Raw genomic sequence first — 22,197 nt, forward strand, 5'->3', positions numbered from 1 at the left:
GATCTGGTAAAGGGCTACCCCTCGTCGGACTGCTCGGCGAGGAACCGCTCGAACTCGGCGCCGAGCTCGTCCGCGGTCGGCAGCTCGTCGGTCGAGGCCAGCAGGTTCGTCCGCCCGATGCTCCGGGTGAACGCGTCGTACTGCTCCTCGAGCGCGTGCACCAAGGAGGCGACCTCCTCGGAGCCGGCCACCTGCTCGTCGATCTGCCGCATGGTCTGGTGCGCGGCGGGCTCCAGCGCCCCGACCTTCAGCTGCAGGCCGGTCGCGCGCTCCACCCGCCCGAGCGCCGCGATGGCGGCCTGCGGGAACGGCGACTGGGACAGGTAGTGCGGGACGTGCACCGCGAAGCCCATCGCGTCGTGCCCCGACTGACCGAGGCGGTACTCGAGGAGCGCCTGGGCGCTGGCCGGGACCTGCACGGTGCCGAACCACGCCGGCTGGTCCGCGACCAGCTCGGGCCTGGTGCCGTGCGCGGTGACGGACACCGGCCGCGTGTGCGGCAGACCCATCGGGATGCCGTGCAGGCCGATGGTCAGCGGCACGTCGAAGCGCTCCACCACCTGACGGACGGCGGCCACGTACCGCTCCCACTGCACGTCCGGCTCGGTGCCGTGCAGCAGCAGGAAGGGCACGCCCTGCTCGTCCTCGACCAGGTCGACCGCGAGCTCGGGCTCGTCGTACGACGTCCAGGTGGTGGAGTCGAAGGTCATCGCCGGCCGACGGGAGCGGTAGTCCATCAGCTGGTCGACGTCGAACGTGACCAGCCGGCGGGACCCGAGCTGCTCGGTGAGGTGCTCCGCGGCGAGCTGGCCGGCCTGGCCGGCGTCGACGAACCCGCGGACGGCGTGCACCAGCACCGGGCCGGAGCCGATGGTCGCACCGCGCGCGTCCACCTCAGCGGCGACCTGCGGGTCGACGTCGTAGATCTCGCTGGGATCCAGCATGTGGCGCCTCGCTCGTCCTCGTCCTGCGCCGGGCGGTGCACCCGGTCGAGGGTCACAACGCCGCGACGCCCCCGACTCTTCCCGGGACGGTTCCGCCGCGGGAGCCGTCGGCGTGAGCGTGCGTCAGTGCGCGGGGAGCCGCACGATCTCGACGAAGAACTCGTCGATCTGGCGCACCACGTCGATGAACCGGTCGAAGTCCACCGGCTTGGTCACGTAGGCGTTCGCGTGCAGCGAGTAGCTGCGGACGACGTCCTCCTCGGCCTCCGAGGTGGTCAGCACGACGACCGGGATCTTGCGGAGCTCGTCGTCGGACTTCAGCGCCTGCAGCACCTCGCGGCCGTCCATCCGAGGCAGGTTGAGGTCGAGCAGGATCAGGTCCGGCGTCGGGGCCTGCGCGTGCTCCCCCTGCTTGCGCAGGAACTCGAGTGCACTGACGCCGTCGGACACCACGGCGAGGCGGTTGCGCAGCTTGTTGTGCTCGAACGCCTCGCGCGTCATCAGGACGTCCCCGGGGTCGTCCTCCACCAGCAGCACGTCGATGATCTTCTGGTCCGGCACGGATGCACCGTCCTCTCGTCTCGTCAGGCCCCGGTCGGGCCGGTTCGGGTGGTGGCCGAGTCAGGTTCTGAACGGGCCAGGTCGTGGGCGGGTCAGGTCGTGAGCGGGTCAGGTCGTGAGCGGGTCAGGTTGTGAGCGGGTCAGGCGTTCGCGCGTCGGGTGTCGGCAGGGGGAACGGCTGCACCGCTTCCATGCCCTCCGGCCCGGACGGGCGTTCGACCTCGACCCCGGGCAGCGTCCACCGGATCGACGTCCCGGCGCCCGCCGTGCCGTCGATCCAGATCCGGCCGCCGTGGTACTCGACGATCTTCTTGCACAGGGCGAGCCCGATGCCCGTGCCCTCGTACACGTCCTTGGCGTGCAGCCGCTGGAAGATGACGAAGACCCGCTCGGCGTACTGCGGCTCGATGCCGATGCCGTTGTCCCGGCACTCCAGCTCCCAGAACCCGTCGTCCGCCGGCCTCGCGCTCACGTGGACCCGCGGCGCACGGTCGGGGTGACGGAACTTGATCGCGTTGCCGACCAGGTTCTGCAGCAGCTGCTCGAGCAGGGGCGGCTCGCCGCGGACCACCGGCAGCTCGTCGTGCGTCACCACCGCGTCGCTCTCCTGGATCCGCTCCGAGAGCGTGTCCAGCGCCGCGTCGAGCGCGTCCTGCAGGGGCACGTCCGAGCTCTCGCCGCCCAGCCGACCCACGCGGGAGAAGCCCAGCAGGTCCTGGATCAGCTGCTGCATCCGCTTGGCGCCGTCCACGGCGAACTGGATGTACTGGTCGGCCCGCTCGTCCAGCTGACCGCCGTACCGCTTGGCGAGCAGCTGGGTGAAGGACGCGACCTTGCGCAGGGGTTCCTGCAGGTCGTGCGAGGCGACGTAGGCGAACTGCTCGAGGTCGCGGTTGGACCGCCGCAGCTCCTCGGCCTGCTCGGTGAGTCGCGCGTGCGCCTCCTCCAGACCCGCGCGCGACGCCTGGATCTGCTGCACCTGGACGACGAGGGCGTGCCGCATCGCCTCGACGTCGCGCGCCAGCACCTCGAACTCCCCGGGGCCGTCCAGCGTGACCTCGTGCAGCAGGTCGCCGGAGGTCACGGCGCGGGTGTCCGCCGTCAGCTGGTCGATCGGGCGGAGCACCCAGCCCCGCAGGGCGCGCCAGAGCAGGACGCCGGCGACGACGGCCGACACGGCCAGCAGCGCGACCGAGGCCAGCAGCACCTGCGTGTACAGGGCGAGCCGGTTCAGCGCACCGTCCCGCTCGGCGCGCAGTGCGGTGGACAGGCCGCTCGCCTGGTCGTGGACCGCGTCGAAGAGACGCTGACCGGCCTGCACCTGCGCCGCCGCCACGGAGCCGGCACCCTGGGCCCGCACCTGCGCGACGACGGGGTCGGCCCACCCGGAGGTCCACGCCTCGGCCGCCGCAGCAGCGCGCCGGCCGGCGTTCGCGGCAGCGACGTCACCGGAGCCCGACAGGTCGGCCGCCAGGGCGTCGAAGCCGCCGTCGGGAGCGCTGCGGAGCGTGTCGAACGGTCCGAGCGTCGACGGGTCCGCGGCCATGGCGTACGAGAGGACGGCCGACCGGGCGTCGGCCAGCCCGGCGTAGGCGCTGTCCGCCCGGGTGATCTCGTCGAAGCTGCGCTGCGTGACCGCCCGCTGCACGGACAGCAGCCGAGCAGCGGCCAGCGTCGCGACCACCAGCACCACGGCGAGCACGACGGTCGCGGTCGTCAGCATGCCGGTCAGCCGGTCGCGCAGGGTGCGGATCGGAACAACCCGGCGTGAGGAGCGCGGCGTCGTCATGACCTCCGCCCGATCACGATCACCGCCGCGTCGTCGACGAGGTCGCCGCCGTGCCGGTCCCGCACGGCATCGAGCACCGTGGTCACCAGCGGGTCGTCACCGGCGCCGGGCGGCACCGCCGGGACGTGGCCGTGGGCGGCGGCCGCACCCTCGACCACCCGGAGCAGACCGTCCTTGCCGAGCCGCTCGCCCCCGCCGCCGACGGTCGCCTCGAGCAGACCGTCCGTGTAGAGCATCACGCGCCAGCGGTCCCCGAGCTCGAGCGGCAGCGGGTCCCAGCCACCGGGTACGGGGATGCCCAGGGCACGGCCCCGTGCCGAGGCGGGCAACAGCCGAGCCGGGTCGCCCACCAGCATGGGCACCGGGTGTCCTGCCAGGTACAGGTCGGCGTGCCGCCGGTCCGGGTGCACCGCCAGCATCGACACCGTGGTGAACAGCTCGGGCCGCGAGCGCTCGGTGGCCAGCACCAGCTCGAGCTGCCCGAGGATCTGCTCGGTCGGGACGCCGGTCACCACGAGCGTGCGCCACGCCGTGCGCAAGGTGGCGCCCAGCGCCGCCTCGTCGGGCCCGTGACCGCAGACGTCGCCCACCATCGCCAGCACGGTGCCGTCCGGCCGCTGCACCACGTCGTAGAAGTCGCCGCCCAGCAGACCGTCCCGGCCCGCCCGGTACCCGACGCGCACCTCGAGGCCCGGGTCCTGGACCGACGGCCTCGGCAGCAGCGCCCGCTCCAGCCGCGCCGCCTCCGCGCCTCGCACGAGGCTGCGGTACAGAGCCCTGTCGGTGTCCTCCAGCCGGCGGCGCTGCACGGCGTAGCGCACCGAACGACCGAGGCTCTCGCCGTCGACGTCGCCCTTCACCAGGTAGTCCTGGGCGCCTGCGGCGACCGCGGCGAGCCCCACCCCGTCGCCGGCAAGTCCTGTGAGCACCACGACAGCGGGCGCCTGGTGGGACAGCAGCCGCTCCAGACCCGCGAGGCCGACGGTGTCCGGCAGACCGAGGTCCAGCAGCACGCAGTCCACGTCGAGCCGCTCGAGCGCCTGGTCCATGGTGCGCACCCACGTGAGGCGCGTCTCCAGGCCGGCGTCCGCGAGGTGCTCCCGCACCAGCAGGGCGTCCCCGTCGTCGTCCTCCACCAGGAGGATGCGGAGCGGGCCGTCCGTCCGCGTCCCGACCGGGCCGAAGCGGGTGACGTCGTCCGACGCGGGCGGCGTGTGCCTCACAGGTCTCCTCTCCGGCCGGCCGTCTGGCGAAGCGTACGGCGGGGCACCGCCCGGCGCGCGGCGGGCGGTGGCGCAGCGCACCGCGCGGACACGCGCGTGCAGCGCCTACGCCGGAGTCGGATAATGGACGGCCGCCCGCGCCGATCGACACCCTCGATCGAACTCCGGGCGACGTCCGTGCAGGACCCGGAACGACGGCCACGGGCCGCCGGACAGGAGCGCAGCAGGTGGCAGGACGTCAGGACGAGCTCGCCGGCGAGCAGCAGGTGGTCGACGAGCTGTACGCCCGGCTGGACCAGCAGCGAGCCCAGACCCGGGACCGCCTCGCCGCGGTGCGACGGTCCGGCCCGTCCGGGTCCCCGCAGAACCGCAGCGAGCGGGACGCGTTCGCCACCCTGTACGAGGACCGGCTCGCGCAGCTGGAGGCGGTCGAGGACCGCCTCGCCTTCGGCCGGCTCGACCTGGACGACGGCCAGCGCCGCTACGTCGGACGCATCGGGCTGACCGACGCCGAGCAGACCCCGCTGCTGACCGACTGGCGCGCTCCCGCGGCGCGGGCGTTCTACCGGGCGACCGCGGCGCATCCCGAGGGGGTGGTGCAGCGACGTCACCTGGTGACGTCCGGTCGCACCGTCACCGGCGTCGAGGACGAGGTGCTCGACCTGGACCGGCTGGACGCGTCGGACACCGCCGGGACGCTGAGCGGAGAGGGGGCGCTGCTGGCGGCCCTCGGCGCTCGGCGCACCGGCCGGATGGGCGACATCGTCGCCACGATCCAGGCGGAGCAGGACGCGGTCATCCGGGCCGACCTGCAGGGGACCCTGGTGGTGCAGGGCGGTCCGGGCACCGGCAAGACGGCCGTGGCCCTGCACCGGGCGGCCTACCTGCTCTACGCGCACCGCCGCCTCCTCGAGCGCGCGGGGGTGCTGCTCGTGGGCCCGAGCAGGACGTTCCTGCGCTACATCGACCAGGTGCTGCCTGCGCTCGGCGAGACCGGCGTGGTCACCACCACGCTGTCGGAGCTGTACCCGGGCGTCGTCGGCGTGGCGCCCGAGGCCGCTGACGTGGCGGAGCTGAAGGGCCGTGCCGTGATGGCCCGCGTCGTGGCACGGGCGGTCCGCGCGCGCCAGCGCGTTCCCGCTGCACCGGTGAGCGTCCGGATCGACGGCAGGCTCGTGGAGGTGCGGCCCTCGGACGTCGCCTCGGCGATCGCACGCGCGCAGCGCCAGCACCGGCCGCACAACCAGGCCCGCATCGGCTTCGTCCGCGACATGCTGGGACGGCTCGCGGAGCAGTACGCCGCCCAGCTGGGTTTCCCCGTCCCGGCGGACGAGCGCGCCGAGCTGATGGAGGAGCTGCGGACGACGCGGGAGATCCGCATCGCGCTGAACCTCGCGTGGATGCCGCTGACGGCCGAGAAGCTCGTCTCCGACCTGTACGCCAAGCCGCACCGGCTGGCCGAGGCCGCACCGGAGCTGAGCGCCGCGCAGCGTCAGCTGCTCGCACGGCCGGCCGAGTCGCCGTGGACGGCCGCCGACGTCCCGCTGCTCGACGAGGCGGCCGAGCTGCTCGGTGAGGACGACCAGGCCGCTCGCGCCCAGGCACGCAACGCCGCACGGCGCCGTGCGGAGGAGGTGGAGTACGCCCGGCAGGTGCTCGCGTCCACCGGGGCCGGCGGGCTGGTCTCGGCGGAGTCGCTCGCGGACCGGTTCGCCGGCACCGGACCGTCGCTCACCACGGCGGAACGAGCCGCCGCAGACCGCTCCTGGACCTACGGGCACGTCGTCGTGGACGAGGCGCAGGAGCTGTCGGCGATGGCGTGGCGAGCGCTGCTGCGGCGCGTGCCGACCCGGTCGATGACGGTGGTCGGCGACGTGGCGCAGACGTCGTCGCCTGGCGGTGCGAGCTCGTGGTCCGGGATGCTCGACCCGGTGCTCGGCGGCTCGTGGCGGCTGGCCGAGCTGACCGTCAACTACCGCACGCCGGCAGTCGTCGCGGAGGCCGCGGGCCGCATGGCGGTCGCGGTCGGCCTGCCCGTCAGCCCCCTGACCTCCGCCCGCGACGTCGAGGACGCCCTGGTGATCGAGGGGGTGGCTGCCGACGAGCTCGTCGACGCGGCCGCGCAGCGTGCCCTCAAGGCGGTCGGCGACGTGTCCGACGCGGCCGGCTCCGGTCGGGTCGCGCTGGTGGCGGTCCCCCACCGCCTGCCGCACGTCCGCGCGGCGCTGGCGGCGCTCGGCCGGCCGGTCGCGGGCGCGGACGACGGCACGGCGGTGGACCTCGGTGCGGACCTCGTGGTGCTCAGCCCGGTCCAGACGAAGGGCCTGGAGTTCGACGTGGTCGTGCTCGTCGAGCCGGCCGAGGTGCTGCAGGAGAGCGCCGGGGACCTGTACGTCGCGATGACCCGGCCGACGCAGCTGCTGCACGTCGTGCACGCGAACCCCCTGCCGGACGGTCTCCGGCCGGCCTGAGGCCCTCGGGGACGTCCGCGGAGCGGACCGTTGCCCGTCCGAGGCGCGGACGGGCGCACCATGGTGTCGTGCTGAAGGCCCTGCTGCTGGAGAACATCCACCCCCACGCCCGCACCATCCTCACCGAGGCCGGGTTCGAGGTGGTCACGCGGTCCGGCGCGCTCGACGAGGACGAGCTGATCGAGGCGCTCGACGGCGTGCACATGCTCGGGATCCGGTCGAAGACCCAGGTGTCGGCCCGTGCGCTCGAGCACGCCCCGGACCTGCTCACCGTCGGCGCGTTCTGCATCGGCACCAACCAGATCGACCTTCGCGCCGCCGCGTCGCACGGCATCGCGGCCTTCAACGCGCCGTTCTCCAACACCCGGTCGGTCGTGGAGCTGGCGATCTCCGAGATCATCGCGCTCACCCGGCGGCTGGTGGACTTCGACCGGCAGATGCACGCGGGCGTGTGGAACAAGTCGGCCAGCGGCGCCCACGAGGTGCGCGGCCGGACGCTGGGCATCGTCGGCTACGGCAACATCGGCACGCAGCTGTCGGTGCTGGCGGAGAACCTCGGCATGTCGGTGGTGTTCTACGACACCGCCGAGAAGCTCGCCCTGGGCAACGCTCGCCGCATGCACTCGCTCGACGAGCTGCTCGAGGCAGCCGACGTGGTCACGCTCCACGTCGACGGTCGGTCCGGCAACGCCGGGCTGTTCGGCGCCAAGCAGTTCGCCCGGATGCGCGAGGGTGCGATCTTCCTCAACCTGTCCCGCGGTTTCGTCGTCGACTACCCGGCGCTGCAGGAGGCCATCACCTCCGGGCACGTCGCCGGGGCGGCGGTCGACGTGTTCGCGCACGAGCCGAAGCGCAACGGCGACCCCTTCGAGTCCGAGCTGCGCGGCCTGCCGAACGTGATCCTCACCCCGCACACCGGTGGCTCCACCGAGGAGGCGCAGGAGGCGATCGGGCAGTTCGTCGCCCACAAGGTGCGCGACTACCTCACCACCGGCTCGACGACCCTGTCGGTCAACGTGCCCAACCTCGCGCTGGACCAGGCGCCGGACGTGCACCGCCTGGCGTACCTGCACCGCAACGTGCCCGGCGTGCTCGCCGCGGTGAACGCGACCCTGGCCGAGCACGGTGTCAACATCGAGGGCCAGCTGCTGGCCACGCGCGGCGAGCTGGGCTACGTGGTGACGGACGCCGGGAGCCTGGTCGACGAGGCGGCCGTGACGGCGCTGCGGGACCGCCCCGAGTCCGTCCGCCTGCGTCTGCTCTCCTGAGGTCGGGACGACGACGGCCGTCGTCGCACTGCTGCGACGACGGCCGTGGTCGTGCACCTGGGAGCCCTGCCCGGGTCCGGGACCGGTCCGGCCCGGGTCGATCCCGGAACAGACCCCGATCAGCCCCGTGTCAGGCCGAGCCGCTCTTGCGCTGGAACCGACGCTGCACGGGTCCGGACGTCTCGGACCCGCGGACGGAACCGCTGCCCGCCGAGCCGTCGGTCGTCCGGTGCTGTGCCGACTTCTTCCGCTCCAGAGCCTCCCGGAACTTCGCCTTGGCGTCCTCGCTCACCGTCGGTGCGTGCTCCTCGTCCGCCATGGGCCCTCCCTCATAGTGCGGGCACCGCCCGCTGCCGCCCATCCGGGCGGCCTGGGGCCAGCCTGGCCCGTCGGCGTGACGACGGGCAAGCCGGACAGCCGCGAGACCCTTACCGGCCACCTCGGGTGCGCCGGCTCTGCCGTAGCGTCGGCCACGTGCACGCCTTCCCCGAGCCGGTACCGACCCGACGCGCGGCCGGTCTGATCCTCCCGTCCGTCTCTCTCGGGCTGTGGCAGAACTTCGGCCAGGACACGTCCTTCGACGCCCAGCGGGCCCTCGTGCTGCGCGCCGTCGACCGCGGCGTCTTCCACCTCGACCTGGCGAACAACTACGGACCCCCGCCCTTCGCCGCCGAGGAGGCCGTGGGTCGGCTGCTCGACCGGGAGCTCGCGGCGCACCGTGACGACCTGGTGATCACCACCAAGGCGGGCTATCGCGCGTGGCCAGGACCGTACGGGGAGCACGGCTCGGCGAAGTACCTCCGCGCGTCCCTCGACCGTTCGTTGCGGGCATTGCGGACCGACCACGTCGACGTCTTCTACTCGCACCGGTACGACCCCGCGACGCCGCTGGCGGAGACGATCGGTGCACTCGCGGGTGCGGTCCGCGCCGGGAAGGCACGGGCCGTCGGCATCTCCTCGTACTCGGCGGACCGGACCCGGGAGGCGCTGCGCGTCGCCGACGAGCTCGGCATCCGGCTCACGGTCCACCAGTCGGCCTACTCCATGCTGAACCGGTGGGTGGAGCGGCCCGGGAGCGACGGCCGGTCGCTGCTGGACGTGGTCGGTGACGCCGGGATGGGCATGGTGGCCTTCTCGCCGCTCGCGCAGGGGATGCTCAGCACCCGCTACCTGCACGGTGTACCGGCGGGCTCCCGCGCTGCACGGGGCGGTCCCCTCCGCCCCGAGTGGCTCACCGAGGAGGCGCTGGGGCACGTGCGCGCGCTGGACGAGATCGCACGGGCTTCAGGACGGACGCTGCCGCAGCTCGCGCTGGCGTGGGTGCTGCGCGACCCACGGGTGACGACCGTGCTGGTGGGTGCGCGTACGCCGCAGCAGCTGGACGAGAACCTGGCCGGTGCGGCGACCGCGCCGCTGACCGAGGACGAGCTCGTCGCGGTCGAGCCTCACGCCGTCGATGCCGGCATCAACCTCTGGGGTTCACGCTCGAGCGACCTCTGACGGCGGACCCGGCGGCGTCGGGACCGACGGTCGACCGTCGGCCGGGCTCGCAGCCGGCTCCTCCGTCGCGTCGGGAGCCACGTCGTCGGAGTCGTGGTCCTCGTGCGCGGCCCGCAGCACGGTGATCGCCGCCTCGAAGTCCTCCAGGGAGTCGAAGCCCTGGTACACGGAGGCGAACCGGAGGTACGCGACCTCGTCGAGCTCGCGCAGCGGACCGAGGATCGCCAGCCCGATCTCGTAGGCGTCGACCTCGGCCTGGCCGGACGAGCGGAGCGTCTCCTCGACGCGCTGCGCCAGCAGGGCCAGGTCGTCCTCGCTGACCGGCCGACCCTGACAGGCCTTGCGGACGCCGTTGACGACCTTCTCCCGGCTGAAGGGCTCGGTGGCGCCGGACCGCTTCACCACCGCGAGGCTCGTGGTCTCGAGCGTGGTGAACCGTCGTCCGCACTGCGGGCACTGACGTCGACGACGGATCGATGCACCGTCGTCAGACGTCCGCGAGTCCACGACGCGCGAGTCGGGGTTCCGGCAGAAGGGGCAGTGCACAGGGGTCCTCTCACCTGTGCCGCCACCCGGGGGCGGTCGGCGGCACCGTCGAACGACCCCTCCGACTCGTCGGGGTCGCAGGCGACGCTAAGCGACGCCTGCGGGCCGCGCAAGGAACGAAGGGCCGTCAGCCGGCGGCGGGAACCACCAGCTCCTCGCCCGCCACCAGGCCCGAGTCGCCCATCCCGTTCAGCTTCTGCAGCTCGACCACCACGTCCCGGACGTCCTGACCGGGACGCGCGACCGACGCGGCGATGCCCCACAACGTCTCGCCCGGCGTCACGACGTGCCGCTCGACCACCGGAGCGGAGGCGGGTCCGTCAGCCGCTGCCCTGCTCCCCAGGACGCCGACGCCGGCCACGAGCAGCAGCGAGAGCGCCGCCACCACGACGCGCCCCCGCCGGGTCAGCCGCAGCGGCCGCTCCTGAGCCGACCGCTCGTCCGCCGGCGCCGTCGCATCCGGCACCAGCCGGAGGTGCCGCTCCCGCGTCCCTGCGACACCGCGAGGCGCCGCCGCACCAGCCCGGACGGGAACGACCGCCGGACGTGCCGTGACCAGGATCGCGCTCATGCTGCCCACCTCCGTCGCGGGTGGCACCTCGCGGCGCCACCACCGGATCGAACATCCGTTCGTCGAACGTCTGTACGATGTCTACCAGACCCGACCGACATCCGTCGAGACACGCTCGAACAGGTGTTTGAGTCCGGGTGCCGCGGGCCATACGCTCGCTGCACGGCGACAGACCATCACCGACCACTGACACGACCCGCGCGGCGCTGGGACCAGGCGGGACGCGGACGGCGGGGTCGGTGGGCGCGACGGTCCGGCACGCCGCCGGCCACAGGGAGGACAGCGCGGTGACGGACAGCAGGCGGACGGACGAGGACGGGACCCTCGCCTCGGTGCACGCACTACCGGACGGCGCCCCCGACGACGAGGGGCTCACACCGCGTCAGCGGTTGGTGCTGGCGACGATCAAGCAGTCCGTCGAGGGCCGCGGCTACCCGCCGAGCATGCGGGAGATCGGCGAGGCGGTCGGCCTGACCAGCCCGTCGTCGGTCAAGCACCAGCTGACCGTGCTCGAGCGCAAGGGCTACCTGCGCCGGGACCCGAACCGGCCCCGCGCGATCGAGGTGGTCCAGCCCGACGACTCCCGTGCGGTGCGCATCGGGACGGCGGAATGGGCGGCCGGTCTCGACCCCGACCTGCCGGAGCTGGACCGCACCCCCGGGCCGGCATACGTGCCCGTCGTCGGACGGATCGCGGCCGGTGGCCCGATCCTCGCCGACCAGGTGGTGGAGGACGTCTTCCCGCTCCCCCGCCAGGTGGTCGGCGAGGGCGACCTCTTCCTGCTCCGGGTCCGGGGCGACTCGATGATCGACGCCGCCATCTGCGACGGCGACTGGGTGGTGGTACGGCGCCAGCCGGTGGCGGAGAACGGCGAGATCGTCGCGGCGATGATCGACGGCGAGGCGACGGTCAAGACGCTCAAGCGCACGGACGGTCACGTCTGGCTGATGCCGCAGAATCCCGCGTACGCACCGATCCCCGGCGACGACTCGACGGTGCTCGGTCGTGTGGTCAGCGTGCTGCGCAGCCTCTAGCGCGATCGGCGCACGCCAGGACGGCCCTGCGGGCCCGCCGGTCAGGACCGGCGAGCCCGCAGGCGTCGACTAGAACCCGAACTGCCGCGCGACCGACCGCACCGCGTCGGCGGACCGTCGCATGCCCGCGAGCTCGTCGCTGGACATCGGCACCGGCATCCGCTCGCCCACGCCGTCGGCCGCCACCACGGCCGGGACGGAGAGGCAGACGTCGCTGATGCCGTGGTAGCCCTCGAGCAGGGACGAGACCGGCAGGATGCGGTGCTCGTCCTTGAGGATCGCCTCGATGATGCGCGAGCCGGCGAGCCCGATGGCGTAGTTCGTCGCGCCCTTGCCCTCGATGATCTTGTAGGCGGACTCGACCACGTCGCGGGCGATCGCCTCCCGGACGCCGGCGGTCAGCGGACCACGGTCGCCGAAGCCGTTCCAGTCCAGCAGCGGCACCGCGCCGAGGCTCGCCGAGCTCCAGAGCGGGATCTCCGTGTCCCCGTGCTCCCCGGCGACGTAGGCGTGCACGTTCTGCACCGCAACCCCGGTGTGCTGGGCGATGAGGAAGCGCAGGCGCGAGGAGTCGAGCACGGTGCCGGAGCCGAACAGCTGCGACGGCGGCAGGCCGGAGATCTTCAGCGCCGCGTAGGTCACCACGTCGACAGGGTTGGTCACCATCACGTAGACGGCGTTCGGCGCCACGCGGACGATGCTGGGCAGCACCTTCTGCACCAGTGAGATGGTCGCCCCGGCCAGGTCGAGGCGGCTCTGGCCGGGCTTCTGCTTGGCGCCGGCCGTGAACATCACCACGTCGGCGTCGGCGAGGACCCCGATGTCGTCCGAGCCGACGACCTCCGCCATCGACATGAACTGGATCCCGTGCGACAGGTCCAGCGCCTCGGCCTCGACCTTCGCGCGGTTGATGTCGAACAGCGCCACGGTCCGCGCCGAACCCCTCATCAGCGCGGCGTAGGCCATGGTCGACCCCACGGCGCCCGCACCGACGATCGCCAGCTTCGAGGCCCTGCGGGGAGAGAAGACGGTCCCGTGCAGGCCACCCTCGTCGATGTCGTCGCTCTCGCTCACGGCTCCTCCTCGCGGTGCGCCGCGACCTGGCGGCGGCAGCAGGACGTTGGTCACGCCCTGACCGGATCACCCCGGTACTCGGAAGGCTAGTCGGCCGCCGCCAGCCGTTGCAGCGCGGAGAGAGCGACGTCACGCCGGGTCGTCGTCCAGAACGGCGGCATGCTCCTGGTCAGGAACGTGCCGTACCGAGCGGTCGCCAGACGAGGGTCCAGGACCGCCACCACACCCCGGTCGTCGACGGTCCGGATCAACCGGCCGGCACCCTGCGCCAAGAGGAGGCCGGCGTGCGTCGCGGACACCGCCATGAACCCGTTCCCCCCGGCCGCCGCGACGGCTTCCGTGCGAGCCGCCATGAGAGGGTCGTCCGGCCTCGGGAACGGGATGCGGTCGATGATCACCAGCCGGCAGGTGGCGCCCGGCACGTCGACGCCCTGCCACAGCGACAGGGTGCCGAACAGGCACGTCGACTCGTCGGCCGAGAACTGCGCGACCAACGTGGGCAGCTGGTCGTCGCCCTGCAGCAGCACCCGGACGTCGAGCCGCTGCCGCATCGCCTCGGCGGCCGCCTGTGCGGCCCGGCGGGACGAGAACAGGCCGAGCGTGCGACCGCCGGCGGCGCGCACCAACGCCTCGATCTCGTCCAGCTGAGCCGCTGTGGCGGGCTCCCGACCGGGTGGCGGCAGGTGCCGCGCCACGTAGCAGATCCCCTGCTTGCCGTAGTCGAACGGGCTCCCGACGTCGAGGCCCCGCCACGGCTGGGTGGCCTCGTCCCCGTTCGACGACCGCTCCGGGGGGACGCCGGTCTCGACGGCGGGCTGGGCCGTTGCCTCGGGCGGGCCGGTGAGGCCCATCGACCGGGCGACCGGCTCGAACGAGCCGCCGAGCGTCAGGGTCGCCGACGTCAGGACGGCCGAGCGACCGGCCAGCAGGTTGGTGCGGATGAGTCCGTGCACGGCGAGCGGGGCGACGAGCAGCCGCGCCAGGGTGCCGCCGCGACGATCCTCGGAACGGCTGCACCACAGCACCTGCCGGCGGGCGTCCTCCGGGTCGGCCGTCATCCGCTCGGCGACCTCGAAGAGGGACAGCATCGCGGTGCTGGCCATCTTCACGCCGCCGTCCGGGCCGCCGCCCGCCGCCGCGCGGCTCGGGTCCGGCTTCAGCGCGCTGAGCAGGGCGCGGGCGGCGTCCCGCACGGAGCCGACCACGTCACGCACGGCCGGTGGCAGGCCGTCGGCGAACCGTGTCTCCGGCAGCTCGACCAGCGTGGCGGCGAGCGCGCGGCCGGCGGCGTCCAGGTCGGTCGTCGGGACGCCGCCATGACGACGGGCCAGCCGGGCGGCGTGCTCCACGGTCGCCAACGACAGCTCGTCGGTCGCCTGCGCCGTCACCCTGTCCGTCAGCTCGTGCGCCTCGTCGACGATCAGCACCTGGTGCTCCGGCAGCACGTTCGGCGACCCCGACGCCGCGATCCCCAGCATCGCGTGGTTGGTCACCACGACGTCGGCCGCCCGTGCCGCGGCGCGGGCCCGCTCCGGGAAGCACTCGTCGACCATCGGGCACGTGGAGCCCAGGCACTCCAGCGACGTGACGGACACCTGCCGCCACGCCCGGTCGCTCACGCCGGGCACGAGGTCGTCCCGGTCCCCGCTGTCCGTCTCCTGCGCCCACTCCCGCAGCCGCACCACCTGCTCACCGAGGCTCTCGCGGCCGGCCTCGGCGTCGGGCGCCGGGTGGTCGGCCGCGCCGCGACGCTCGCCGAGATCGAACAGGACGGCGGTGTCGTCCTCCGGGTACCCCCCGGCCACCTTGTGCACGCACAGGTAGTTGTGCCAGCCCTTGAGCAGCGCCGTCGTCGGTCTGCGGGGCAGCCGGTCCGCCAGCGCGTCGGCCACCAGCGGCAGGTCCCGTGCGACCACCTGGCGCTGCAGCGCGAGCGTGGCTGTGGACACGACCACGCGCTCGTCGGCCAGCACCGCGTGACGGACGGCCGGGACGAGGTAGCCGAGCGACTTGCCCGTACCGGTCCCCGCCTGGACCAGCAGGTGCTCGCCACGGTCCACCGACTGGGCGACGGCCTCCGCCATCGCGTGCTGACCGTCCCGGCGAGCGCCGCCGAGAGCCGTCACCGCCAGGTCGAGCAGCTCCGCAACGGGGGGCTCGGGGGCTGGCACCGCGTCAGCGTAGTCGCGGCACGCGTCGACCCGTGCCGGTGCCGCGACGAGCGCGGGCGGGCCCGACCGCCGCGTGGGCGGGCTGCATCAGGCGCGACGGACCGCCACCGCGTTCAGCTCACCGGCGAGCGTCGCATCGACCCGGGCGCGCAGCCACGTGCCGTCCGGCGTGTGCTCCTCCGCATCGATGTCGCCGTGCTCGTGCACGCGGCTGACCAGGTCCCCGCGCGAGTACGGCACCACCACGTCGACCGGCACACCGGGGCGCGGCAGCTGGTCCGCGACCAGCTCCATCAGCTCGGCGATCCCCTCGCCGGTGTGCGCCGAGACCACCACGGAGTGCACCTCGCGGGAGCGGAGGCGGGCGATCGCCTCGGGGCTCGCGAGGTCCGCCTTGTTCAGCACGATGATCTCGGGCACGTCCATCGCCCCCGGGATGTCGGCGAACACGTGCCGCACCGCGGCGATCTGACCTTCGGGATCCGGGTGCGACGCGTCCACGACGTGCAGGATCAGGTCCGCGTCGGCCACCTCCTCGAGGGTCGACCGGAACGCCTCGACCAGCTGGTGCGGCAGCGACCGCACGAAGCCGACGGTGTCCGCCAGCGTGTAGACGCGCCCGTCCGCGGTCTCGGCCCGCCGCACGGTCGGGTCCAGCGTCGCGAACAACGCGTTCTCCACGAGGACGCCCGCTCCGGTGAGCCGGTTGAGCAGCGAGGACTTCCCGGCGTTGGTGTAGCCCGCGATCGCCACCGACGGCACCGCGTTCCGCTTGCGCGACGCCCGCTTGGTCTGACGCGATGGCTGCATCGCGGCGATCTCCCGGCGAAGACGCGCCATCCGGTTGCGGATGCGACGGCGGTCGAGCTCGATCTTTGTCTCGCCAGGGCCACGCGACCCCATGCCCGCGCCCGCGCCGCCGACCTGACCACCGGCCTGCCGGGACATCGACTCGCCCCAGCCGCGCAGCCGCGGCAGCAGGTACTCGAGCTGGGCCAGCTCGACCTGCGCCTTGCCCTCCCGGGACTTGGCGTGCTGGGCGAAGATGTCGAGGATCAGCGCCGTCCGGTCGACGACCTTGACGCGGACGACGTCCTCCAGGGAGCGCCGCTGCGAGGGAGCGAGGTCGCCGTCGACCACGACGGTGTCCGCACCGACCGCCGCCACGAGGCGCGCCAGCTCGGCCGCCTTGCCGGAGCCGAGGTACGTGCCGGGGTCCGGCGTGCGGCGGTGCTGCAGCAGCCCGTCGAGCACCTGCGAACCGGCCGTCTCGGCGAGGGCGGCGAGCTCGCGCAGCGAGTTCTCCGCGTCCTCCGCCGTTCCCTCGCCCCACAGCCCGACGAGCACGACGCGCTCCAGCCGCAGCTGCCGGTACTCGACCTCGGTGACGTCCTGCAGCTCCGTCGACAGACCGGCGACCCGTCGTAGCGAGGTGCGTTCCTCCAGCTCCAGCTGGTCGCCGTCGTAGGTGGTGTGCTCCGCCGCGGAGGACTGCAGCGAGGCGCCCGCCCGGGCGAGCACGCGTGCAACCACGTCGTCGGCCACCTCCTGCGCGGTGCGCGCCCTTTCAGGCGTCCCGTGGGTGGTGGTCCGGGGGTCGTTCACGCGGTTCCTCTCAGGTCGGTCCCTCCAGGGTCGCACGGGCGATGCGGAGCGGCGAGGCATTTCGCCGTGGGCCGAGCGGCGTGGCGGACGCCGATAGGGTCGGCGCGTGGGCGAGCAGGAGCACTACTTCACGGCCCGTCCGTCCTCGGCCGCCGAGCGGCGGACGATCGAGGTCGAGCTGGCGGGCAGGACCGTCGCGGTCCAGACCGCCGGGGGCGTCTTCTCCCCCGACCACGTCGACCTGGGCACCCGGGTGCTGCTGCGCTCCGTGCCGACACCCCCCGCCTCCGGCGACCTGCTCGACCTGGGCTGCGGCTGGGGCCCGCTCGCCCTGACGCTGGCGCTGCAGTCCCCCGATGCGCACGTGTGGGCCGTCGACGTCAACGAGCGGGCGCTCGACCTGGTGCGGCGGAACGCGGCGGCGCTCGGCCTGCAGAACGTCACCGCGGCGACACCGGAGGCCGTGCCCTCCGACGTGCGGTTCGCCACGGTGTGGTCGAACCCACCCGTGCGGGTCGGCAAGGAGGAGCTCCACGCGCTGCTCCGGCGGTGGCTCACCCGCCTGGAACCGGGCGGCGAGGCCTGGCTCGTGGTCGGCCGCCATCTCGGCGCCGACCCGCTGCTGCGGTGGTTGCAGGAGGAGCTCGGGCCGGACGTCCGCACGGAGCGGTCCGGCAGCGCCAAGGGGTTCCGGGTGCTCCGCGCGGAGGCGTCCCGGTCGGGCGACGACGTCGCCCGCTGACGGACCCGTCAGGACGAGGTCAGCGTCGCCAGGTCGACCGTCGCGTCGGCGACCAGCACCGCAGGACCGGCCAGCTCGACGTGCCCGTCGGCCCGGGCCGTGACGCGCAAGGTGCCCCCCGGCACGTGCACCAGCCACTGGTCCGGCGCCCCGTCGCCCGCCCAGGTGCGCACCGCGAGCGCCGCCGCGCACGCCCCCGTGCCACAGGAGGCGGTCTCGCCGACGCCGCGCTCGTAGACGCGCATCCGGACGGCGCCGACCGTCCCGCCGTCCTCGGTGGCGCGCTCCCCGAGGGGCAGCACCAGCTCGGTGTTGGTGCCCTCGGGCGGGACGGGGCGAACGGTCGGTTCGCGGGTCAGGTCGGCGCCCTCCAGCTCGTCGGCGTCCGCGACGACGACCACCGTGTGCGGGTTGCCCATGTCCACGCTGAGGGCCGGTCGCGCCACCGGCAGCCCCGGGACGTCGACCGTCGCGTCGCCGCCCGCCTGAACGGCCCCAGCGCCACCCGGCAACGACCACACGCCCATGTCGACCGAGTACCAGCGATCGTCGGCGACCCCCGCCGGGACCGGTACCTCCCGGACCCGTCGCACGCCGGCGCGAGTGCCGAGCACCAGCTCGCCGTCGCGGGGGTCCCAGAGCCCGAGGCTGCGCACCAGCGCCGCCAGCACCCGCACGCCGTTGCCGCACATCTGGGCGACGGAGCCGTCAGCGTTGCGGTAGTCCATGAACCACTCGGCACCCGCGTCCACCGCCAGCCTCGCCGCGTCCTCGACCAACCGGCGGGAGGCGACGAGCCGGATCACACCGTCGCCGCCGATCCCCGCACGTCGCTCGCACAGCGCCTGCACCAGCGCGGGTGTCAGGTCGAGACTCCCGTCGCGGTCGTCGATCAGCACGAAGTCGTTGCGTGTCCCGTGCCCCTTGGCCACGTGCAGCCGCTGGGCGGCGGGAACGGACGTCATGAGCCCAGACTACGGCGACCGTCGGGGCGCTCCGGCGGGGGTCCGAGCGTGCCGGCGTCGGCCCGCGCGACGACGTCGAGCGCCTGGTCGACCAGGTCGGGCGCCTGCGCGTCGAGCCAGTGCACGCGCGGGTCGCGGCCGAACCAGCCCATCTGCTTGCGCGCCAGCCGACGCGTCGCGGCCACGGTGGACTCGAACGCCTCCTGCTCCGTGAGCGAACCCGCCCGCATCGCGATCACCTGCGCGTAGCCCACCGCACGAGCCGCGGTCCGGCCGAGGCCGCCGGAGACCAGCCGGTCGACCTCGTCGACGAGGCCCTCCTCCCACATCCGTCGCACGCGCGCCGCCACGCGGGCGTCGAGGGTCGGGCGGTCGCAGTCCAGACCGATCCGGACGGAGGGCACCTCGTCGACGTGGTCGGGCAGCGCCGCGGAGTAGGGCCGCCCCGTCACCCCGATCACCTCGAGGGCCCGCACGATGCGCCTCGCGTTGCGCGGGCCGATGGCGTCCGCGGCCGTCGGGTCGAGCCGGCGCAGCTCGTCGTGCAGCGCTCGGGAACCCTCTGACTCGACACGCGCCTCGAGCGCCGCCCGGAGCGCGGGGTCCGTCCCGGGGAACTCCAGGCGGTCCAGCAGGGCCCGGACGTAGAGGCCCGACCCGCCGACGGCGACCGCCCGGCGGCCACGGCCGGCGAGCTCGTCCAGCGTCGCGCGCGCCCATCGCTGGTAGTCCGCCACCGAGGCGTCCTGCGACGGTTCCAGCACGTCGAGAAGGTGGTGCGGGACGCCCTGCCGCTCGTCGAACGGCACCTTCGCCGTGCCGATGTCCATGCCGCGGTACAGCTGCATCGCGTCGGTGTTGACCACCTCGCCACCCAGCGCGAGCGCCAGAGCGATCCCGAGGTCGGACTTCCCGGTGGCCGTCGGTCCGACGACGGCCACGACGAGGGCCGGGCGCGAGACGGACGGCACGCGTCGACCGTACCGGGTGCTGGGTACCCTCGACGCATGGCCTCCTTCGCCGACCGCGCGCGCGACTGGGTCGCCCGCCGGAGCCGTCGTCGGGCACCGGAGCCGGACGACGGGCCACCGCTGTCGGACGACGAGCTGCACGACCACGTCGCGGCCCTGCTCGCCCGGGAGCTGGGCGTCGCCGAGGCCGGCGAGGAGCTCCCGGTCCCCGTGACACCGGCCCGGATCGCCGCCTGGATGTCCGACAACGGCTTCTCCTACTTCGTGGACAACGACGGTGACCTCGGAGGTCTCTGGCGCGGCCGGCTGTTCTACTTCTTCCTCTTCGGGGAGCAGGCCGAGATCCTGCAGATCCGCGGGCAGTGGCACCGCGAGGTGGCGATCGAGCGCCTCGAGGAGGTGCTGGACCTGTGCAACGAGTGGAACGCCGACCGGATCTGGCCCAAGGCGTACGTCCGGGTCCGCGACAACGGTCGCGTCCACGTGATCAGCGAGGTCGCCGTCGACCTGGAGCACGGTGCGACCGACGCGCAGCTGCACCAGACGCTGTTCTGCGGCCTGTCGACCGGCAGCATGTTCTTCGACTCGCTGGACGAGCGGTACCCCGACCCGGCCGGGGTCGCCCCGTGAGCCGGCCCGGGTGGCTGCAGCGGGCCCTCGGCGGCCTGCCGACCCCCGCCAAGTCCCGGCTGGCCGACGACGAGCCTCCGACGCCGCTGGCCCGGTCGCGCGTCGCGGACTACCTGCGCGGCCGCGGCTACAAGTTCGTGGTCGACGAGGACGGCGACCTCACCGGCACCTGGGACGAGAACCGGTTCTGGTTCCTGCTGCTGGGCGAGCACCAGGAGATCCTCCAGGTGCGCGGCCGGTGGCACCGGATGCTCGCTCTGGAGAACCGGCCCGCCGTCGCACTGACGGTCAACGACTGGAACCGCGAGCGGATCTGGCCCAAGGCGTACCTCCGGGAGGAGGAGGGCCAGCTGGCGCTGTACAGCGAGGTCTCGGCCGACCTGGAGCCGGGCGCCACGGACGTGCAGCTCGCCCAGCTGATCGCGTGCGGCCTCGGCACCGGCGTGCAGATGTTCTCCGCGCTCGAGGGGATGCTGCCCGACCCCGGCGCGGCCGCCGAACCGCCGGACGTCCCCGACCACTGACGGAGTCAGAGGCCGCCCAGCACCTGGCCGAGCAGGATCTTGGCGATCATCGCCGCCGGGTACACCAGCGCGTAGCCGAGCGCCACGCGTGAGTCGCTGTTGGTCCGTGCGTTCGCGAACGCCAGCACGGCCGGCTGCGTCTGGGCACCGCCCATCAGGCCGGACAGCTGGGTACCGCCGATGCGGAAGACGCGCCGCATCACGACGAACAGCCCGCCGCCGACCAGCGTGGTGACCACCACGCCGAGCACCAGGATCCGCAGCCACTCCCCGGAGGAGAACGCCCCGCTGATCTGCGAACCGGCACGCGTCCCGGCCTGCGCGAGGAACACGAGCATGCCGAACTCGCCGATCGCCTGCGCGGACGTGTACGGCATCGCCGTCACCAGCGGCCCGATGCGACCGACCCGGCCCAGCACCAGGCCGAGCACCAGGGTCCCGGCCGCCGACCCGATGGAGAACACCCGGCCCGGCACGGGGAAGGCGACGACTCCCAGCAGCACACCGGCGGCCATGCCGAGGCCGAGCACGATCGGGGTGATGTCCGACAGACCCCGCGAGGAGTCCCCGAAGAAGGTGGACACGTCCTTCATCCGGTCCCGCGGCGCGATGACGCGCACGCGGTCGCCCAGCTGGAGCAGGAAGTCGTCGGTGGCCACCATGTCGACGTCGCCGCGGCGGACGCGCGACGCGGTGGCGCGGAACCGCGCCGCCAGCCCCAGCTCGGCGACCGTCCGTCCCGCGACGCGGGCGTTCGACACGGTGATCCGCCGGACGTCCAGGTAGTCGCGGTCCACCTCGAGATGGTGCGACGAGGTGTGCCCGAGCTCGCGGGTGACCGCCTCCACGTCGTCGGCCGGTCCCACCACGGTGACCAGGTCGTCGAGCAGCAGCGTGTCGCGCTCGTCCGCCGTGAGGATGGGTGACTGCTCGCCGTGCCGCACGCGCGAGAACTTGATCCGGTCGCCGTGGAGCTCCTCGAGCTCGGCGAGCCGCGGTGACGACTCGATCTCCACCCGCACCGTCCGGCTGATCAGGGCAGCCGGTGCATCGGTGTCCGCGGCGCGGTTGCGCAGCGCGAAGGACACCGCGATCAGCATGCCGACGACGCCGAAGAGGTACGTCACGGCGTAGCCGACCGTCGGCGCCGTCTGGTCGCCGGCCGCCTCGCGGGCCGCGGCGAGGGCGGGTGTGTTGGTCACGGCACCGGCCCACGCACCGGCCACCAGGGCCGGCTTCAGGTCGAGCAGCCGGCCCGTGCCGACCGCCGCGAGCGCCGCCACGGCGAGCACCCCGACCATCGACAGGATCGGTCCCAGACCGCGCCGGAGCGAGGCGAAGAAGGTCGCACCGGAGACGATGCCGACGCTGAACGTGAAGAGCGTCAGGCCCAGGGTGCCGAGCGTCTCGGGCACCTGCAGGTCGAGGCCGCTCGCCGCGCCCCATGCGCTGACCGCGATGGCCAGGAACAGCACCGCCGCGGCGCCCAGGCCCACGCCCTTGACCTTCAGGTGCCCGATCGCCGACCCGAACCCCACGATCACGAACAGCAGCAGGATCGGTTGCGCAGCGAGGAAGGCGAGGACGGAGTGCATAGGGACTCCTGCG

20 protein-coding genes are annotated in these 22,197 nt (G+C 73.7%); 7 read left to right on the forward strand and 13 right to left on the reverse strand.

The window, feature by feature from the left end; genetic code table 11:
- Positions 1-14 precede the first annotated feature (14 nt).
- The 4 genes from QMF98_RS10305 to QMF98_RS10320 all read right to left on the reverse strand — a co-directional run bounded on the left by QMF98_RS10305 (position 15) and on the right by QMF98_RS10320 (position 4,517).
- Positions 15-944 (reverse strand): PAC2 family protein, encoded by a 930-nt coding sequence (locus QMF98_RS10305; RefSeq protein ID WP_337972968.1) that lies wholly within the window; start codon positions 942-944, stop codon positions 15-17.
- A 123-nt stretch (positions 945-1,067) separates the two neighbouring features.
- Positions 1,068-1,505 carry a response regulator gene (locus QMF98_RS10310; RefSeq protein WP_263732323.1) on the reverse strand — a complete coding sequence of 146 codons (438 nt, stop codon included), beginning with the start codon at positions 1,503-1,505 and terminating at the stop codon, positions 1,068-1,070.
- A 124-nt stretch (positions 1,506-1,629) separates the two neighbouring features.
- The gene (locus tag QMF98_RS10315; RefSeq protein ID WP_337972969.1) at positions 1,630-3,228 is read right to left on the reverse strand and encodes a sensor histidine kinase; all 1,599 of its coding nucleotides are present in this window, start codon (positions 3,226-3,228) and stop codon (positions 1,630-1,632) included.
- Between the two features lie 62 nt (positions 3,229-3,290).
- Positions 3,291-4,517, reverse strand: a complete 1,227-nt coding sequence (locus tag QMF98_RS10320; RefSeq protein WP_337972970.1) for a PP2C family protein-serine/threonine phosphatase — start codon at positions 4,515-4,517, stop codon at positions 3,291-3,293.
- A gap of 227 nt (positions 4,518-4,744) precedes the next feature.
- Between QMF98_RS10320 and QMF98_RS10325 the strand changes: the two genes are divergently transcribed.
- Positions 4,745-6,988, forward strand: coding sequence for a HelD family protein (locus QMF98_RS10325; protein WP_337972971.1), 2,244 nt, complete (start codon positions 4,745-4,747; stop codon positions 6,986-6,988).
- A gap of 68 nt (positions 6,989-7,056) precedes the next feature.
- Positions 7,057-8,256 carry a phosphoglycerate dehydrogenase gene (serA, locus tag QMF98_RS10330; protein ID WP_263732327.1) on the forward strand — a complete coding sequence of 400 codons (1,200 nt, stop codon included), beginning with the start codon at positions 7,057-7,059 and terminating at the stop codon, positions 8,254-8,256.
- A 130-nt stretch (positions 8,257-8,386) separates the two neighbouring features.
- Here the strand turns inward: serA and QMF98_RS10335 are convergent, their stop codons facing one another.
- A complete protein-coding gene (locus tag QMF98_RS10335) occupies positions 8,387-8,575 on the reverse strand; it encodes a DUF5302 domain-containing protein (protein WP_337972972.1) in 189 nt (62 codons plus the stop codon).
- A 155-nt stretch (positions 8,576-8,730) separates the two neighbouring features.
- Here QMF98_RS10335 and QMF98_RS10340 point away from each other — a divergent pair, with 155 nt between their 5' ends.
- Entirely contained in the window at positions 8,731-9,756 is a 1,026-nt protein-coding gene (locus QMF98_RS10340) for an aldo/keto reductase (RefSeq protein ID WP_337972973.1), read from the forward strand.
- On the opposite strand, the gene nrdR is transcribed toward QMF98_RS10340, so the two are convergent.
- Both nrdR and QMF98_RS10350 read right to left on the reverse strand, forming a co-directional pair.
- A complete protein-coding gene (gene nrdR / locus QMF98_RS10345) occupies positions 9,736-10,302 on the reverse strand; it encodes a transcriptional regulator NrdR (protein ID WP_337972974.1) in 567 nt (188 codons plus the stop codon). The two genes, QMF98_RS10340 and nrdR, sit on opposite strands and share 21 nt — an antisense overlap.
- 127 nt (positions 10,303-10,429) lie before the next feature.
- Positions 10,430-10,873, reverse strand: a complete 444-nt coding sequence (locus QMF98_RS10350; protein ID WP_337972975.1) for a LysM peptidoglycan-binding domain-containing protein — start codon at positions 10,871-10,873, stop codon at positions 10,430-10,432.
- Between the two features lie 287 nt (positions 10,874-11,160).
- Here QMF98_RS10350 and lexA point away from each other — a divergent pair, with 287 nt between their 5' ends.
- On the forward strand, positions 11,161-11,907 hold the full coding sequence (lexA, locus tag QMF98_RS10355) for a transcriptional repressor LexA (protein WP_263732332.1): 747 nt from the start codon (positions 11,161-11,163) through the stop codon (positions 11,905-11,907).
- A gap of 69 nt (positions 11,908-11,976) precedes the next feature.
- On the opposite strand, the gene QMF98_RS10360 is transcribed toward lexA, so the two are convergent.
- From QMF98_RS10360 to hflX, 3 genes are all read right to left on the reverse strand, one after another.
- Positions 11,977-12,981 carry an L-lactate dehydrogenase gene (locus QMF98_RS10360; RefSeq protein WP_337972976.1) on the reverse strand — a complete coding sequence of 335 codons (1,005 nt, stop codon included), beginning with the start codon at positions 12,979-12,981 and terminating at the stop codon, positions 11,977-11,979.
- Between the two features lie 86 nt (positions 12,982-13,067).
- Entirely contained in the window at positions 13,068-15,152 is a 2,085-nt protein-coding gene (locus QMF98_RS10365) for an ATP-dependent DNA helicase (RefSeq protein ID WP_337972977.1), read from the reverse strand.
- 87 nt (positions 15,153-15,239) lie between these two features.
- Positions 15,240-16,817: a GTPase HflX gene (gene hflX / locus QMF98_RS10370; protein ID WP_490715606.1), complete on the reverse strand. Its 1,578-nt coding sequence runs from the start codon at positions 16,815-16,817 to the stop codon at positions 15,240-15,242.
- 46 nt (positions 16,818-16,863) lie between these two features.
- Between hflX and QMF98_RS10375 the strand changes: the two genes are divergently transcribed.
- Positions 16,864-17,499, forward strand: coding sequence for a class I SAM-dependent methyltransferase (locus tag QMF98_RS10375; protein ID WP_337972979.1), 636 nt, complete (start codon positions 16,864-16,866; stop codon positions 17,497-17,499).
- Between the two features lie 8 nt (positions 17,500-17,507).
- Here the strand turns inward: QMF98_RS10375 and dapF are convergent, their stop codons facing one another.
- Together dapF and miaA are read right to left on the reverse strand one after the other, a co-directional pair.
- On the reverse strand, positions 17,508-18,464 hold the full coding sequence (dapF, locus tag QMF98_RS10380; protein WP_337972980.1) for a diaminopimelate epimerase: 957 nt from the start codon (positions 18,462-18,464) through the stop codon (positions 17,508-17,510).
- On the reverse strand, positions 18,461-19,435 hold the full coding sequence (gene miaA / locus QMF98_RS10385; protein WP_337972981.1) for a tRNA (adenosine(37)-N6)-dimethylallyltransferase MiaA: 975 nt from the start codon (positions 19,433-19,435) through the stop codon (positions 18,461-18,463). Before miaA ends, dapF begins: the two co-directional genes overlap by 4 nt.
- Before the next feature lie 36 nt (positions 19,436-19,471).
- On the opposite strand from miaA, the gene QMF98_RS10390 reads away from it, so the two are divergent.
- Together QMF98_RS10390 and QMF98_RS10395 are read left to right on the forward strand one after the other, a co-directional pair.
- Positions 19,472-20,065: a type III secretion system chaperone family protein gene (locus QMF98_RS10390; protein WP_337972982.1), complete on the forward strand. Its 594-nt coding sequence runs from the start codon at positions 19,472-19,474 to the stop codon at positions 20,063-20,065.
- A complete protein-coding gene (locus QMF98_RS10395) occupies positions 20,062-20,589 on the forward strand; it encodes a type III secretion system chaperone family protein (RefSeq protein ID WP_337972983.1) in 528 nt (175 codons plus the stop codon). Before QMF98_RS10390 ends, QMF98_RS10395 begins: the two co-directional genes overlap by 4 nt.
- A gap of 5 nt (positions 20,590-20,594) precedes the next feature.
- On the opposite strand, the gene QMF98_RS10400 is transcribed toward QMF98_RS10395, so the two are convergent.
- Positions 20,595-22,184 (reverse strand): aspartate:alanine exchanger family transporter, encoded by a 1,590-nt coding sequence (locus QMF98_RS10400; RefSeq protein ID WP_337972984.1) that lies wholly within the window; start codon positions 22,182-22,184, stop codon positions 20,595-20,597.
- Positions 22,185-22,197 lie beyond the last annotated feature (13 nt).

Source organism: Cellulomonas sp. NTE-D12 (assembly GCF_027923705.1).
In the GTDB taxonomy this organism is placed as follows: domain Bacteria; phylum Actinomycetota; class Actinomycetes; order Actinomycetales; family Cellulomonadaceae; genus Cellulomonas.

Coding starts and splice junctions, on each gene's coding strand:
- dapF (WP_337972980.1), bottom strand. CDS start 18,464: ATGACGTCCGTTCCCGCCGCCCAGCGGCTGCACGTGGCCAAGGGGCAC.
- QMF98_RS10305 (WP_337972968.1), bottom strand. CDS start 944: ATGCTGGATCCCAGCGAGATCTACGACGTCGACCCGCAGGTCGCCGCT.
- QMF98_RS10390 (WP_337972982.1), top strand. CDS start 19,472: ATGGCCTCCTTCGCCGACCGCGCGCGCGACTGGGTCGCCCGCCGGAGC.
- QMF98_RS10335 (WP_337972972.1), bottom strand. CDS start 8,575: ATGGCGGACGAGGAGCACGCACCGACGGTGAGCGAGGACGCCAAGGCG.
- hflX (WP_490715606.1), bottom strand. CDS start 16,817: ATGCCTCGCCGCTCCGCATCGCCCGTGCGACCCTGGAGGGACCGACCT.
- QMF98_RS10315 (WP_337972969.1), bottom strand. CDS start 3,228: ATGCTGACGACCGCGACCGTCGTGCTCGCCGTGGTGCTGGTGGTCGCG.
- QMF98_RS10350 (WP_337972975.1), bottom strand. CDS start 10,873: ATGAGCGCGATCCTGGTCACGGCACGTCCGGCGGTCGTTCCCGTCCGG.
- QMF98_RS10400 (WP_337972984.1), bottom strand. CDS start 22,184: ATGCACTCCGTCCTCGCCTTCCTCGCTGCGCAACCGATCCTGCTGCTG.